Raw genomic sequence first — 15262 nt, forward strand, 5'->3', positions numbered from 1 at the left:
GAGGTTGACGGCACGGTTCGGACCGGCAATTCCGTGAATTGGGCTCAGATCCGTTTTTGCACGCATAGGTTGCCCCGGTGCGGGCAGGCGCCTAGATCTCAAGTCCATCGAGCCGGGGAGCGTGACGAGATGACGGTGCACAGTGCACGGACCACCGGTATGGACCGGGCGGACGCCGCGGACGGACTTCCGTGGATAGAGGACGCCGGGAAGGTCGCGCCTCAGGACGCGCGGATGCTGTCGAAGCTCTTCTTCGACCGGCTCCAGACCCTCGAGGAGGGCACGCCGGAGCACCAGTACGCGCGCAACACCCTCATCGAGATGAACCTCTCCCTCGTACGGTTCGCTGCCACCCGCTTCCGTAACCGGGGCAGTGGCGACATGGAGGACATCATCCAGGTCGGCACGATCGGCCTGATCAAGGCCATCGACCGCTTCGACCTCGCCCGCGAGGTCGAGTTCACCTCGTTCGCCGTTCCGTACATCGTCGGTGAGATCAAGCGCTTCTTCCGGGACACCACCTGGTCGGTGCACGTGCCGCGGCGGCTCCAGGAGCTGCGGGTGGATCTGGCCAAGGCGAAGGAGGCCCTGGCGGCCGATCTGGACCGTGACCCCACGGTCCAGGAACTCGCCGCCCACCTCGGCCTCGACGCGAGCGAGGTCACCGAGGGCATCGTGGCCGCCAACGGGTACACGGCGGGTTCGCTCGACCTGCCCGCCGACGCGGTGGACGCGGGGGGCCGGACGAACGGCCGCACGTTCGCCGATGTGCTCGGCGGGCCGGACCCCGCCATGGAGACGGTGGAGAACCTCCACACGCTGGCGCCGCTCCTGGACGAACTCGACACGCGTGAGCGGCGCATCATCGAGATGCGGTTCGGCCAGGAGATGACGCAGGCTCAGATCGGTGACGAGCTGGGCATCTCCCAGATGCACGTCTCCCGGCTGCTCACCCGGATCCTCCGCAAGCTGCGCAGCGGGATGTTCACGCAGGACTGACCCGCTCCCCCCTGGCCGGCCCGCTGGCCCGGTGACGCTGCCCGCTCCCGGCCGCTCCCCCGGGGCCGCCGCCCTCGCCGACGCGAGGCGGGCCGGCACCGCGGCGTCCGCCTCGCCCTCTCCGCCTCCCCCGCGCCGGTGCGACTGTCTCTGTTGCCGCGGTATTGCAGCTTCGTGGCCACTCGCGCGCTCCCCTTCCCCGGCCCCGCAGGCGCCCTCTACGGTCCGTAACCAGTCCGTCGCCGCCGCGTCGCCATCCGGGCCCGCGCGCACGTCCGCCACTGAACCACCGTGCGAGGAAAGACACATGAGCCAGCCGCTCGACTCCGTCACCGCTGGGTACACCGCCGAGGACCACGACCCCCGGGACACCGGGCCCGCCTGGTCGTTCGAGACCAAGCAGATCCACTCCGGCGCGGTCCCGGATCCGACGACCGGTGCGCGCGCGGTCCCGATCTACCAGTCGACCTCGTTCGTCTTCCGCGACACCCAGCACGCCGCCGACCTCTTCTCCCTGGCCGAGCCGGGCAACATCTACACCAGGATCCACAACCCCACCCAGGACGTCCTGGAGCAGCGGATCGCCGCGCTGGAGGGCGGGGTCGCCGCGGTCGCGCTGGCGTCGGGGCAGGCGGCCGAGACACTGGCGATCCTCACGCTGGCCGGTGCGGGGGATCACATCGTCTCCGCCGCCTCCCTCTACGGCGGGACGTACAACCTGTTCCGGCACACCCTCCCCCGTTTCGGCATCGAGGTGTCGTTCGTCGAGGACCCCTCGGACGTCGAGGCGTGGCGGGCGGCGGTCCGCCCGCACACGAAGGCGCTGTTCGCGGAGACGCTGGGCAACCCGCGCGGGGACGTCCTCGACATCCGCGGTGTCGCGGACGCCGCCCACGAGGCGGGCGTCCCACTGATCGTCGACAACACCGTGCCGACCCCCTACCTGCTGCGGCCCCTGGAGCACGGCGCCGACATCGTGGTCCACTCGGCGACGAAGTTCCTCGGCGGGCACGGCACCACCGTCGGCGGTGTGGTGGTGGACGGCGGCACCTTCGACTTCGGCGCGCACGCGGAGCGCTTCACGGACTTCCACGCCCCCGACCCCAGCTATCACGGCCTGAGGTACTGGCCCGACCTGGGCCAGGGCGCGTACGCGGTGAAGCTGCGGGTGCAGTTGCTGCGCGACCTGGGACCGGCGCTCTCCCCGCATTCGGCGTTCCTGCTCCTGCAGGGTGTCGAGACGCTGAGCCTGCGCCTGGAGCGGCACACGTCCAACGCGCTGGCTCTGGCCCGGTGGCTGGAGGGCCGCGACGAGGTGGCCGCGGTGCACTACGCGGGACTGGAGTCCAGCCCGTGGTACGAGACCGGCCGGCGTTACCTGCCGCGCGGCGCCGGAGCCGTACTCGCCTTCGAGCTGCGGGACGGGGTGGGGGCGGGCAAGCGGTTCGTGGACGCGGTCGAGCTGTTCAGCCACCTCGCCAACATCGGTGACGTACGGAGCCTGATCATCCACCCGGCGTCCACGACGCACAGCCAGCTGACGGAGGAGGAGCTCGCCGCCACGGGCGCCGCCCCCGGGCTGGTGCGGCTCTCGGTGGGTCTGGAGAACGTGGCCGACCTGAAGGCCGATCTGGAGGCCGGGTTCCGGGCCGCGAAGGCGGCGTCCTGAACCGCGTCGCCGCGCCCCCCGTGCCCCTTCTCCCCCCGGCCTCCGGCGGCCGGCGGGAGGAGGACCCGCCGGGACACCGTCGCTGGGTGACGCTCGCGGACGCTCTGCCCCTCGAATCCGGTACCACGCTGCCGGGGGTGCGGATGGCGTACGAGACCTGGGGCAGGCTCGCCCCGGACGGATCCAACGCCGTGCTGGTGCTGCACGCGCTGACCGGTGACAGCCACGCGGCGGGCCCCGCGGGCCCGGGGCATCCGACGGCGGGCTGGTGGGACGCGCTCATCGGACCCGGCAGGGCGCTGGACACCGACCGGTGGTTCGTCGTCGCACCGAACGTCCTGGGTGGCTGTCAGGGCAGCACCGGCCCGTCCTCGCGGCGGCCCGACGGAGCCCGCTGGGGCGCCGGCTTCCCCCGCCTGACGGTCCGCGACCAGGTGGCGGCCGAGGCGGCGCTGACGGATGCCCTCGGGATCGGCCGGTGGGCCGCGGTGATCGGGGGCTCGATGGGCGGCATGCGTGCCCTCGAATGGGCGGTGGGCCTGCCGGACCGCACGGGGTCGCTCCTGGTGCTCGCCGCCCCGGCCGCTTCCTCGGCCGAGCAGATCGCCTGGGGAAGCCTCCAGGTCTCGGCCATCCGCGGTGACCCCGGATGGCGGGAGGGCGACTACCACGACGCGCCCCCTGGTGCCGGCCCGCACCGGGGCCTCGGGCAGGCCAGGCGGATCGCCCATGTCACCTACCGCAGCGAGGCGGAGCTCGCGTCGCGGTTCGGCCGGGCGGCCCAGGACGGGGAGATTCCCTCGCGGGGCGGGCGCTACCAGGTGGAATCGTATCTGGACCACCACGCTGCCAAGCTGGTGCGCCGCTTCGACGCCGGCAGCTACGTGACGCTCACCGAGGCGATGACCGGTCACGATGTGGGCCGCGGCCGGGGCGGTGCGGTACGCGCCCTGCGCGGGGCGCGGATGCCCGCCCTGATCGCGGGCATCGACTCGGACCGGCTGTATCCGCCGGCGCAGCAGGCGGAGCTGGCGGCACTGCTGCCGGGCGCCGATCGCCCGCGGATCATCCGCTCACCGCACGGGCACGACGGGTTCCTCGTCGAGACCGCACAAGTCGGCTCTGTCGTGAGGGAGTTGCTTGACTCCGTGCGCTCGTGACCGCCCGCGCCCTTGCCTGCCCGTGAAGCACTCCGTGCGACGGCGTCGCGAGGGGCGCGGGGACGGTGTGCCCTCCCTCGGTCACCCGGCGGAGGGGACGCCGTCGCCGCGAGCTCCCGAGACCCGCGCCGGGGCGGTCGTCCGGCTGCAGCCCTTCCCTGTGCGGCTATTCGGCGCGACCCGCGTAGTAGGTGGCGATCATGTCCTGACCACCGTGTCCGGCCGCCTCGGCGCGGGCGAACCGCTCGGCGGCGGCGGCGACGAGGTCCAGCCTCACCCCGGCGGTGCCTGCCGCGTCGAGGATCAGCCGGGTGTCCTTGAGGGCCGTGGAGAGCGCGAAGCTCGGGGTGAGGTCGCCGGACAGCACCGCGGCGGACTTGCCCTGCAGATAGGGCGTGTCCAGCGGGCCGCCCTTCATGGCGTCCAGGAAGAGCTGAGGGTCCAGCCCGAGCCCCTCGGCGAGGTTGAGGCATTCCGCCACGCTGCTGACCAGGTTGACCACCCAGGTGTTGGCGACCAGCTTGAGCCGGGTGGCCGCTCCCGGCTCTTCGCCGACCCACACGGTGCGCTGTCCGATCGCCTCCAGGACGGGCAGTGCCGTAGCCCGTGCGCCGGAGGGGCCGGAGACGAACACCGTGAGCATGCCCTGCTCGGCGGGCTGCCGCGTGCCGGAGACCGGGGCGTCGAGGTAGACGAGGCCGAGGTCCGCCGCCCGGTGGGCCAGATCGCATGTGGCGTCGATCCCCACGGTGGCGCTCTGGAGCCAGACCTGACCGGGGCGCAGACCGGGGGCCGCGGCGGTGAGGGTCTCGGCGACGGACGGACCGTCGTTCAGCGCGGTCAGGACGACGTCGGCACCGAGCACCGCCTCCTGGGCCGTGTCCGTGACGGTGGCGCCGTCGGCGGCCAGCGGGCCGGCCTTGGCCCGCGTGCGGTTCCAGGCGCGGACGGGGAGCCCTGCCCTCAGCAGACTGCGCGTCATCCCCGAACCCATGATGCCGGTGCCCAGGACAGCGACGGTCGGCCTGCCCGGTGTGGCGCCCACGTAGGAGGAGGTGGTCATGTCGGGGATTTCCCTTCGTCTGTGCGCCCGGCGGGGGCGCGGCGGCGTGGGCCGGAGACCGGTGGCCCGTGACACGGGCGCTCTCGCGGCCGGTCGGCCTCAAGACTGCCGCAGCGCGCCCTCGAGCACCGCGCGGTGCACGGCTCTGGCGAGTCGCGATCCCCAGCGCGAACGTGGTCCGGCGAACGGCTCACCGAGGCCGGGCCCCGGGGCGGGCGTGGCGACGCAGACCGCGTCCGTGGGGGTGCCCGAGCAGTCGAGTCCGGCGTCCAGCAGTGCCTGGACCTTAGCCTCGGTGGCGGTCGCCACGGCGTTGACCAGGGCGGCGTCCGTAAGGGCCACGGGCAGGGTGACCACGATGTTGACGGTGCCCGGCGGCGGCGGGCCGTCGGTGCCCTCGGCCGGGACGGCGGCCCAGCCCCGCACCCCGAGCCCGCTGGTGACGGTGGCGGTCACGCCTCCGTCGGCCGCCACGGTGTACGCGGCGACGTCGGCGGCCGTCATCAGTCCCGCCCCGGGTCCGCTCAGCCCGGCCGCGGCGGCGATCTCGGCGAGGTGGCGGTCGGGGTCGAGGCGCGGGTAGCCGCCGGGCACCTGCGCGTTGAGGATCCAGGCGCGCGGCCCGATGCCGCCGCCGAGGACGGCGCTGCTGCACACGCGCCAGCCGGGCCCCAGCCGCCACACCAGCTGGTGCAGAACCAGACCGTCCTCGTGCCGGCCCAGCAGCTCGCCGCGCGGTCCGGGCAGTCGGATGCGTACGGAATCGATGGCGCACCCCCGGCGGCTTCCGGCCGACGGTCGGCTACGGCGCATCGATCATACGTGCGGGCCGAGGCCGCGCCCACGAAGCCCCTCTCACCCGAATGGCGTAATTCGCCGAGACAGCCGACACCCACGTGACGCGGCGCCACGGCCCGGTCGCGGTGTCCCGGGCCGCTCGAGGCCCGGCCCGGGAAGTTGCAGCGTCCAACCGGGTGAGGCGCGATGGAATTCGGGCGCGCCACCCCTGGTGGACCCACCCACAGGACGCGCCCGGGCGAGGAGGGATCGGCCATGGGAGCCGCTGACGGTTTCACGGATTCCGGGGAACTCGACGGTCTGACCGTCTACGACAGTGACGGCGAGAAGGTCGGCACCGTGGGACGGGTGTACGTCGACGACGACACCGGCAAGCCTGACTGGATCACGGTCAAGACCGGCATGTTCGGTATGAAGGAGAGCTTCGTACCGCTGACCGGAGCCCGGCGCGTGGGCTCCGACCTGCACGTCTCGCATCCGAAGGACCGCGTCAAGGAAGCCCCCCGGGTGGATGCCGACGCTCATCTCTCCGTGTCCGAGGAGGAGGAGCTCTACCGCCATTACGGCCTGACCAGGAAGGCCGGCGGCAACTCCGGCGCGCTCGGTCAAGGGCGCACCACGGCCGGGACCGGGACGGGAGCCGTGGGCGCCGCCGGAGCCGGAACAGCCGGGGCGGCGGGAGCGGCGGGGACCGCACGGACCACCAAGGGAAAGGCGACGACGGCCGGCACCACCGCCGGTGCGGGCGCGGGCAGGGACCGCGACACGGAGGCCTCCTCCACGTCACGCCCGCTCGCCGGAGCCGGGGCCGAACGGTCCGCCGGTATCGGGGGCCGGGAGGAGATGGTGCGTTCCGAGGAGCAGCTCCTCGTCGGTACGGAGGAGTACGAGAGCGGAAAGGCACGTCTGCACAAGTACGTCGTGACGGAGAACGTCACCCGTACCGTGCCCGTGTCCCACGAGGAGGTACGCGTGGTCCGCGAGCCCCTGCAGCCCGGCGAGAAGACGACGGGGCCGACGGACATCGGCGAGCAGGATGTCGAAGTCACCCTGCACGCGGAACGCGCCACCGTCCGCAAGGACACGGTCCCGGTGGAGCGGGTCCGTCTCGAGACGAACAGGGTCACCGAACAGAAGGAAGTCTCCGCCGAGATCCGCAAGGAGAAGATCGACTACGGGGAGGGCACGGACAAGGGCAGCGGCAAGGACATGGGCGGCGAGTTCGGCCAGGGCCGTCGCCGCTGACCCCTCACACCGCGGCGACGGGCCGCGCCACGGAAGCGAGGGGTGGACCCGGACAGCTGCGGGCCCGCCCCTTTCGCCGCCGTTCGGCACCCGGCTGTCACACCGGGCAGTGCGGCTCTCACACGGGCGGCGGAGCCCCGCCCGCCGGGCGCCCCGGCAGAAAGCGCACCCAGGGCCGCCCGTCGGCCCCGTCCGGTGTCACCACCGCCCGCACTCCGTACACCTCGCGGATGAGTTCCTCGGTGATCACCTCGGAGGGCGTGCCGGCCGCCACCACGCGGCCCCCGGCCAGGACGGTGACGCGGTCGCAGAACATCGCCGCCAGATTGAGGTCGTGGAGCGCGATCACCGCGGTCACGGGCAGCGCGGCGACCAGGGCGAGCAGCTCCAGCTGGTGCTGGATGTCCAGGTGGTTCGTCGGCTCGTCCAGCAGGAGTTCGCGCGGCTGCTGGGCGAGGGCGCGTGCGATCTGCACGCGCTGGCGCTCCCCGCCCGACAGGGTGTGCCAGGACTGCCCGGCCCTGTCGGTGAGCCCGGTGCGCTCCAACGCGTCGCGTACGGCGTCCTCGTCCTCCTGGGCCGGGGCGGACCAGGCCCTGCGGTGCGGGATGCGGCCGAGACGTACGACGTCCAGGACGCTGAGCTCCACCTGGGTGACCGCGTGCTGGTCGACGACGGCGACCCGCCGGGCGACCGTACGGCGGCCGGTGTCGGCGAGGGTGCGCCCGTCGAGGGTGACGACGCCGGCGCCCGGTGCCAGGATCCCGGCCATCACGCGCAGCAGCGTGGACTTCCCGGAGCCGTTGGGGCCCAGGAGCCCGACCGTCGCCCCGGGCGGCGGTGCCATGCTCACGCCGTCCAGGACGATGCGGCCGCCGGCCTCCCGGCTCACGCGCGCGGCCCGTAGTCCCTGGCCGTCGGTGCTCCTCATGCGGTCCTCCTGGTGCGGTGGAGGACCAGGACGAAGGCCGGGACGCCGATGAGCGCGGTGACCACCCCCACCGGCACCTCCTGCGGATCCAGGACGGTCCGGGCCAGGGTGTCGACCCAGACCAGGAAGACGGCACCGGCGAGCGCGGTGACGGGCAGCAGGCGCCGGTGTCCCGAACCGGTCAGCGCGCGGGCCGCGTGCGGCAGGACCAGGCCCACGAAACCGATGGCGCCCGCCGAACTGACGAGCGCGGCGGTGAGCAGCGCCGTCGTACACAGCAGCAGGACCCGGGTGCGGGTCACACGGACGCCCAGGGCGGCCGCCGCGTCCTGGCCGAACGCGAAGGCGTCGAGCGTACGGGCGTGGCCGAGGCAGACCAGGAGAGTCACGGCGAGGACGGCGGAGCACGCCCACACATCGCTCCACCCGACCCCGCTGAGGGAGCCGAGCAGCCAGAACAGCACGCCCCGGGTCTGCTCGGCGTCGGCCGCGGTCATGACGACGAAGGAGGTGAGCGCGGAGAAGAGCTGCATCGCCGCCACCCCGGCGAGGACGACCCGGTCGGTGGTCCCGCCGAGCGAGTGGCTGAGCAGCAGGACCAGGGCGAACGAGCACAGGGCCCCGGCGAAGGCCCCGGCCTGGACGGACACCGCACCGCCGCCGGCACCGAGGACCACGACCGCGACCGCGCCGGTGGAGGCCCCGGAGGAGACGCCGAGGACGAAGGGGTCGGCGAGGGGGTTGCGCAGCAAGGACTGCATCACGGTGCCGCACACGGCGAGTCCGGCCCCGCACACCGCCGCGAGCAGGGTGCGGGGCATGCGCAGGTTCCAGATGATGCCGTCCCGGATCGGGGACAGCCGTGAGTCGCCGGCCCCGAGATGGGCGGCCACCGCGGACCAGACGTCCGGTACGGAGATCCGGGCGGGCCCGACGGTGACGGCGGCCGCGACCGACAGGAGCAGCAGGACGACTCCGCCGCCCCACAGGAGACCGTCCCGCAGGACCCGGGCACCCGGCGTACGGCGAAGGGGTGTGGCAGGCGGGCGGGCGGGCCCGGACGTAGGGGCGGCGTCGGGGCCGGACGTACGCGGGGCGGGGGCGCTCGCGTGGCGGGCGAGGCCCGGCTCCCCGCCCGGGTATGGGGCCCGTTCGGTCTCCGTCACCCCGCGAGCCCGAAGGAGCGCAGGCCGGCGGCGACGCGCTCCACGCCCTCGACCGTCCGGACGGTCGGGTTCATGGCCTGGCCGCTGAGGAGGACGTACCGTTTGTGCCGGACCGCGTCCATGTTCTTCGTGGCGGGGTTGGACTCCAGGAACCGGATCTTCTGCTCGGCGCTCTCCGCGCTCTGCGCCCGGCGGGTGAGGTCGCCGATGACCAGGACGTCGGGATTCCGGTCGGCGACGGTCTCCCAGTTGATCCGGGGCCACTCCTCGTGGGTGTCGTCGAAGACGTTCTTCGCCCCCAGTTCCGTGGTGATGATGCCGGGCGCTCCGCAGCACCCGGCGAGGTAGGGGGCGTCGGAGTCGGAGAACCAGTAGAGCAGCGTGGCGTGGGAGGCGTCGATGCCCGCGGTCGCCGTACGGACCCGCTCGCGGAGGCCGGCAACGAGCTCGTCGCCCCGCTCCTTCACCCCGAACACCCGGGCCAGGTCGTGCACTTCGGCGTAGACGCTCTCCATGGTCAGGGGCTTCGTACGGGAACCGTCCCCGCTGCCGCTGTTGTCCTTGGCCGTACAGTCCGCGGGCGAGACGTAGGTCGGAACCCCGAGTTCCTCGAACTGCTCCCGGGGCGCGACGCCGCCGGTGGCGAGCGTCGACTCGAACGAGGCGCTGACGAAGTCGGGTTCCCTGTCCAGGACCTTCTCGGAGGAGGGGCGGTTCTCCGCGATGCGGGGCACCGTCGCTTCGGCCTTCTCCAGGCCCTTCATCACCGGGTCGGTCCAGGTGGAAGTACCGGCCAGCCGGTCACCGAGGCCCAGGGAGAGCAGGATCTCCGTCGATCCCTGGTCCAGGGAGACGGCCCTGCTCGGCGCCCTGTCGACCGTCACCGTCCGGCCGCAGTTCCTCAGCGTCACCGGGTAACCGGCGCCGCCGTCCCGGCCGGCCCCGTCGGCCGCCCCGCCGCTGCCGCCGCAGGCGGTCAGCAGGACGAGTCCGGCGGTGAGCAGGGCGGTTCGGCGTACGGTACGGGCTATGGGTGGCACGGAGTCCCTCTGCGTCTCGGGGCTCATGCGCGGAGCCCGTACGGAGTCCGCCCCCGGTCGGGGGAACGGGTGCCAGCAGGTCTTCGGACTCGGGTTCGTCCGGACGGGGCGCCTTCCCGGGGCACCCGAGGGTGTCCCAGTGGCCGTGGCCCCGCCCGTCCCCCTCACCGCTGCGCGTCAGCTCCGGATTCGCACCGGATTCCCTGACTCCACGTGGAGTGCGACTGGCGCCTGCAAGCTATCACGCGGCCCGGCGGCCTTCGGCGGCCCTGCGGCAGGTACGGCGGGAAGGTGTCCCGCCGTACCTGCCGTCCGCAGTTCACCGCTCGGGGCGAACCGATTCGCCGACGGCCGCCGACGGCTTCCGGTACCTGCGGCCGAGGACGTGGACCGTGCCCCAGTACGCCAGCAGGACGGCCCGCAGCCCGAAAATCTCCAGCCACTCGCGTACGGCACGGCATGCTCCGGGTCCGCCGGCACGCGGTCGTGCGGCGCCCCGCGCGCCGTTCACCGGGCGCCCTGCGGGGAGCCGGCCGGACGGTCGTGCCAGGGGGCCTCGGGATCGTCGTAGGCGTCGGCGTAACCCGGCCCGGCGATCGGCCAGTCGGCGAGCAGTGCGGCGGGCAGTGCGAAGGAGACGGCCAGTTCACGGGCGTGCGCGGCGACGGCCGTGATCAGTTCCTCGGTGATGTCGGGCAGCGCGTCGACCTGATCGTGGGTCAGCAGTCCGGCGGCCAGCAGGTCGCCGCTGTTGCGGGCCACCCACTCGACGGTGAACAGCCGTTCCAGCTCCGCCAGCCGCTCCCGGGCGGCACCTTCGGGGAGCGCGGCACGGGCTTCGGCGTACGCCGCGGCGGCTTCCCGGTACGCGCGCGCCTCGACCGCGCGCAGGGCGGGACCGGCGGCCGCGTTCCACCGCCCGAGCCGGTCGGCGCCGGTGGCCCGCAGCATGCGCCGTTCGGCCCGGCCGTACCAGATGTCCTCCACCGCGGCACACAGCGCACCGAGGAAGCGCGGGTCGGCCAGGTCGCCGGGGCCGGACGGGGCGGCCGGGCCGGGACCGGGCCGGACGGCCGGCGGCTCCTCGGCAGCGGCGCCTGCCAGGAGCATGTCGGCCGCGACCTTGGCGTACAGGGCGATGTTGTCGCCCTCCGCCGTGATGGCGCCCTCCACGCCCGTGACGAGTTCCGTCATGCCGTTGTTCTCCAGCAGCGCCTGGGCGCCGCACCGTTCGCGGCACTGGACGATGACGGCACGGGCCTGCCAGGTGATCCATCCCTTGGCGACCGCGACCAGCCGCTCCGCCTCGTCCCTGCCCTCCTCGTCGCAGCCTTCCCACCGGTCGAGCACCCGGCGGTGGAGCAGGCTCATGGCGAAGACCGTCGCCATGGCGGAGGCGAGGGGCCCGTGGTGGGTGCGGTGGGCGTCGACCGGCACGGGGCCCGTGCCCCGGGACCCGGAGATCACCCGGTGACCGCCGTAGCGGACGGCGACGGCGAGGGTCGCGCGGGCCGTGCCCGCAGCACAGGCGCTCATGGAGATCCTGCCGGAGGTGACCCGGCCGATGGAGGTCAGGAAGCGGCTCCGGAGCCCGGCCGGGGGGCTGGTGAACCTCTCCGCGCCGCCGTCCTCGTCACGCGTTCCCAGCAGCGCGTCCCGGCCCACGAACAGCTGGTCGAAGGAGGTGAGGCAGTGGTCCACGGGACTGCCCATCCGGGCGGGCAGCCGGCGGACCCGTACGCCGGGCAGCGCCTGTGTGTCGTCGGTGAGCGGGACCAGGAAGAGGCGGATCCCGTGGTCGGTGCCGTCGACCGTCAGCCGCGCGGCGACCAGTCCGGACTTGGGCCCGCCCGCCGGGCTGGTGTTGGGCATGAACTTCTGCGCCCCCGCGTGCGGGGTGTGCAGGACGAAGCCGTCCCGGGCCCGGTCGTACGTCGCGGTGGTCTCCATGGCCGCGGCGTCGTTGCCGTGCGCCACCTCCGTGCAGAGGAAGGTCCCGATGCGGCGCATGGCCAGGTAGTCCGACAGGTCGCGGCGGACCGCGTCGTGGTCGAGGAGGCTGCCGAGGAAGAGGTTGTAGTGGATGCCCGCGACGGTGGTGAGTGCGGGGTCCACCGCCCCGAGCCATTCGTGCAGGGCGGCCAGGGCGCGGGGGTCGGCGGCGAGACGCGCGCCGCTGTCGATCGACCGGTTGAGGATCCGCAGTCGTTCATAGGCGAGATCCAGCCTCTCCTCGGGGGTGCCACCGGCGGGGCGGCGGAACGGTTCTGTGCTGATCAGCCGCTGCCAGAACCCGTGTTCGGAGACGAATTCCGGCCCGAGGAGGACACCGGTCAGCAGTTCGACGGTGGACGGTGGGGCGGTGTCGGTAAGGGTCACGGTCATATAGAACTGAACGACCGGACACGGACGAGGACACCCTCACCGTTCCGGGACGGGCGCGCTGGTCAGCGCCTCGGCGAGCTCCTTCTCGTCGGGGGGCAGGGCACCGGCCCGGCCGACCGTCACACCGGACGACGCCACCGCCTGGCGCAGCACCTCCCCGGCCGTGCCGGCGTCGAGGCAGCGCAGCCGCGCACGGCCCTGAGCGCCGAGCAGTCCGTACGAGGCCAGGGCGTGGAGCGCGCCCGACATGAACGCGTCCCCCGCCCCCACGGTGTCCACCACCGGAACGTCGGACGCACCGGCGCTCACCGCAGCGCCGGGGCGGAACGCCGTCGCCCCACCCGCTCCGCGCGTGACGAACACGGCCGCCGGACCGGCGCGCAGCCATCGCTCCGCCGCCTTCTCCGGGGCCTCGTCCGGATACAGCCAGCGCAGGTCCTCGTCGCTGGCCTTGACGATGTCGCTGAGCGCCACGCACCGCTCGGCCCGGCGGACGGCCTCGGTGTGGTCCCCCATCAGGTCGGGCCGCACGTTGGGGTCGTAGCTGACGGTCGCGGCCGGGCGGAGCGCTTCGACGGTCTCCAGTACGGTGCCCGCCCCCGGCTCCACGGCCGTGGCGATGGAACCCGTGTGGACGTGCTGGTACGGGCCTCCGGTCGCAGCGGGGGCCAGCGTCCAGGTGATGTCGAACGTGTACGTGGCTCCGCCGGCGTCGTCGAGGGTGACCGCGGCGGCCGGGGTGGGCGCTCCCGCGCCGTCGGTGCGCACCCTGACGCCGGCCGAGGCGAGGTGGTCCCTGATCAGCCGTCCGTTCGCGTCCGGGCCCAGCTGGGTGAGCAGGGTGGTGTCGTGTCCCAGCCGTGCCAGGCCGTAGGCGACGTTCGCGGGGCTCCCCCCGGGGTGGATCCGGTCGGCCGCGCCGGGGAGGCGGACGATGTCGGCCACGCATTCGCCGATGACCAGCAGGGCGAGTTCGTCGAGCATGGGGTGGGTCTCCTGGGAACGCCGGTGACAGTGTCCGGCGGCTCACGCCGCCATGGCACACACTGCCGCCGATTCTGCCCGGTGCACAGGGGGCGTGGGGACGGGTCCCCGGAAGACCTCGCGTACCGCCCGCCGTCAGGAGGCGCCCTTGTCCCCTTCCTCCCCGTACCTCCGCTCGAACTTGGCGACCTGCCCCTCGGTGTCGACCACCCGCGCCTTACCGGTGAAGAACGGGTGGCTCTCGGCGGAGATCTCCACGTCGATGACGGGGTAGCTGTTGCCGTCGTCCCAGTCGATGGTCTGCTCACTGGACGCGGTGGACCGGGTCAGGAAGGCGTAGCCGGCGGAACGGTCGCGGAAGACCACGGGACGGTACGACGGGTGCTTGTCCTTCTGCATGACTGCTCCTGGAGGTACGGGGATCTCACGTCCCGGCTTCGGGCCAGCCTCCCGAACGCCGGGGGCCGCCGCGATCCGGCACGTCCGTACGGAGCAGTGGTCACCCGGGCGCCTCGCTGCCGTGCCCGGTGGCCCGCGTGACCACCGGAGCGGACGGGCCGACCGCCGCCGCGGGGCCGGGGGCCGGAGCGGTGCGGCGGGTCCACAGGGCCGCTCCCGCGAGCAGCGCCGCCGCGCCGAGCAGCCAGGGCAGGGGGCCGGCGGGCAGCGCGCCGATGAGCAGTCCGCCGGTCGCCGCGACGAGTTGCAGGGCGAGCGACTGCACGGACAGCGCGGTCGCGCGGCCCGCCGGCTCGACGCGGCGGTGCAGCAGGTCGTTCTCGCTGGGGCCCGCGGCGCCGAGCCCCAGGTACACCAGGCCGTAGCCGGTGGCCGCCGCCATGAGGGCGAACGCGCCGGTGGAGAACACGGTGACGGCGAGGAGCAGGAGGCCGGTGCCGCCGGCCGCGAGGCCGGCCAGGACGGCGCGCTCGCTGCCCCCCGCGAGCCGGGCGAGGAGCGGCGCCGCGTGGCTGCCGAGCGCCGAGCAGACGAAGCCGGCGGTGGCCAGTCCCGCGAACAGCACAGCGCCGGACTCGGGGGTGCCCGCCAGCCCGGCGGCACGTCCGGGGCCGAGCAGTTCGACGGCCGCGAGTGCCGTACCCGCCGCGGCGGCGGTCAGCAGGATGCGGCGGATCAGCGTGTCCCGGGCGCCCAGGCGCACCCCCGTACCGATGGCCGCCGGACCCCCCTCAGGACCCCGCGCAGCGTGGCTGGCGGACGGGGTGGTTCGCGCAGCGCCGTCAGGACGTGGACGACGAAGGCGGTCTCGACGAGGACGCCGAGGAGCACGGGGACGGAGAGCGGAAGGACGAGATCCGAGGTGTACGCGCGCAGCCGGGCGGCCAGGTCGGGGCCGAGGCCCAGCAGCCACGGCAGGGCGCCCCCGGCCAGCGTGCCGAGGGCGAGGGCCGCCGCCCGGGCGGCGCTGCCGCGCGCCAGGCCCGTACGGAGGTCGGCGTCGGGGCCGGAGTGCGCGTGCACGGTGTCGACGTACCAGGCTTCGGCCGGTCCGCTGGAGAGCGCGCGGGCCGCGCCCATGAGCGCCATGCCGAGGGCGAGGACCCACGCGGTCGTCCCGAGCCCGATCAGGAGGAGGGCTCCCACGTCGATGACACCGGCGCCGGCCAGGACGGTGCGTCGGCCGATGACGTCGGAGAGGCCTCCGGTGGGGAGTTCCAGCGCGGCGGCGGTCAGCGAGTGTGCGGCGAGGACCGCGGCGACGGCGGTGAGGCCCAGGCCGCGTTCGGTGAAGAGCAGCACCATGGGCGCCATGGTCAGACCGGCGGGGAGCCAGAAGAGGAAGGACGCGGCCATGAAGCGG

General features: G+C 73.8%; 12 protein-coding genes, 1 pseudogene and 1 riboswitch. Of the genes and pseudogenes, 4 read left to right on the forward strand and 9 right to left on the reverse strand.

What is annotated here, in order from left to right:
* Positions 1-129 precede the first annotated feature (129 nt).
* From ACH4VO_RS06990 to ACH4VO_RS07000, 3 genes are all read left to right on the forward strand, one after another.
* Entirely contained in the window at positions 130-999 is an 870-nt protein-coding gene (locus ACH4VO_RS06990; RefSeq protein ID WP_360989020.1) for a SigB/SigF/SigG family RNA polymerase sigma factor, read from the forward strand.
* 307 nt (positions 1000-1306) lie between these two features.
* Entirely contained in the window at positions 1307-2668 is a 1362-nt protein-coding gene (locus ACH4VO_RS06995; protein ID WP_360989017.1) for a bifunctional o-acetylhomoserine/o-acetylserine sulfhydrylase, read from the forward strand.
* The gene (locus tag ACH4VO_RS07000) at positions 2665-3828 is read left to right on the forward strand and encodes a homoserine O-acetyltransferase (RefSeq protein WP_398440902.1); all 1164 of its coding nucleotides are present in this window, start codon (positions 2665-2667) and stop codon (positions 3826-3828) included. Before ACH4VO_RS06995 ends, ACH4VO_RS07000 begins: the two co-directional genes overlap by 4 nt.
* A 166-nt stretch (positions 3829-3994) precedes the next feature.
* Here ACH4VO_RS07000 and ACH4VO_RS07005 read toward each other — a convergent pair whose 3' ends face one another.
* Both ACH4VO_RS07005 and ACH4VO_RS07010 read right to left on the reverse strand, forming a co-directional pair.
* Positions 3995-4891 carry an NAD(P)-dependent oxidoreductase gene (locus ACH4VO_RS07005; RefSeq protein ID WP_360989011.1) on the reverse strand — a complete coding sequence of 299 codons (897 nt, stop codon included), beginning with the start codon at positions 4889-4891 and terminating at the stop codon, positions 3995-3997.
* A 99-nt stretch (positions 4892-4990) separates the two neighbouring features.
* Positions 4991-5575 (reverse strand): adenosylcobinamide amidohydrolase, encoded by a 585-nt coding sequence (locus ACH4VO_RS07010; protein ID WP_360989394.1) that lies wholly within the window; start codon positions 5573-5575, stop codon positions 4991-4993.
* Between the two features lie 369 nt (positions 5576-5944).
* Here ACH4VO_RS07010 and ACH4VO_RS07015 point away from each other — a divergent pair, with 369 nt between their 5' ends.
* Positions 5945-6934, forward strand: coding sequence for a PRC and DUF2382 domain-containing protein (locus tag ACH4VO_RS07015; RefSeq protein WP_360989009.1), 990 nt, complete (start codon positions 5945-5947; stop codon positions 6932-6934).
* Positions 6935-7052: 118 nt separating this feature from the next.
* Here the strand turns inward: ACH4VO_RS07015 and ACH4VO_RS07020 are convergent, their stop codons facing one another.
* From ACH4VO_RS07020 to ACH4VO_RS07050, 7 genes and pseudogenes are all read right to left on the reverse strand, one after another.
* Positions 7053-7865, reverse strand: a complete 813-nt coding sequence (locus tag ACH4VO_RS07020) for an ABC transporter ATP-binding protein (protein WP_360989006.1) — start codon at positions 7863-7865, stop codon at positions 7053-7055.
* A complete protein-coding gene (locus ACH4VO_RS07025) occupies positions 7862-9031 on the reverse strand; it encodes a FecCD family ABC transporter permease (protein WP_398440886.1) in 1170 nt (389 codons plus the stop codon). Before ACH4VO_RS07025 ends, ACH4VO_RS07020 begins: the two co-directional genes overlap by 4 nt.
* The gene (locus ACH4VO_RS07030; RefSeq protein ID WP_360989003.1) at positions 9028-10098 is read right to left on the reverse strand and encodes an ABC transporter substrate-binding protein; all 1071 of its coding nucleotides are present in this window, start codon (positions 10096-10098) and stop codon (positions 9028-9030) included. Before ACH4VO_RS07030 ends, ACH4VO_RS07025 begins: the two co-directional genes overlap by 4 nt.
* Positions 10099-10127: 29 nt before the next feature.
* Positions 10128-10315: riboswitch (cobalamin riboswitch) on the reverse strand.
* 263 nt (positions 10316-10578) lie between these two features.
* The gene (locus tag ACH4VO_RS07035; protein ID WP_360989000.1) at positions 10579-12456 is read right to left on the reverse strand and encodes an acyl-CoA dehydrogenase; all 1878 of its coding nucleotides are present in this window, start codon (positions 12454-12456) and stop codon (positions 10579-10581) included.
* A gap of 36 nt (positions 12457-12492) precedes the next feature.
* Entirely contained in the window at positions 12493-13440 is a 948-nt protein-coding gene (locus ACH4VO_RS07040; RefSeq protein ID WP_360988997.1) for a carbohydrate kinase, read from the reverse strand.
* A 135-nt stretch (positions 13441-13575) separates the two neighbouring features.
* Positions 13576-13839, reverse strand: a complete 264-nt coding sequence (locus ACH4VO_RS07045) for a type B 50S ribosomal protein L31 (protein WP_069173896.1) — start codon at positions 13837-13839, stop codon at positions 13576-13578.
* Positions 13840-13939: 100 nt separating this feature from the next.
* Positions 13940-15255 (reverse strand): annotated as a pseudogene (locus ACH4VO_RS07050) (MFS transporter).
* Positions 15256-15262 lie beyond the last annotated feature (7 nt).

Source organism: Streptomyces sp. NPDC020780, assembly GCF_044334475.1.
In the GTDB taxonomy this organism is placed as follows: Bacteria; Actinomycetota; Actinomycetes; order Streptomycetales; family Streptomycetaceae; genus Streptomyces.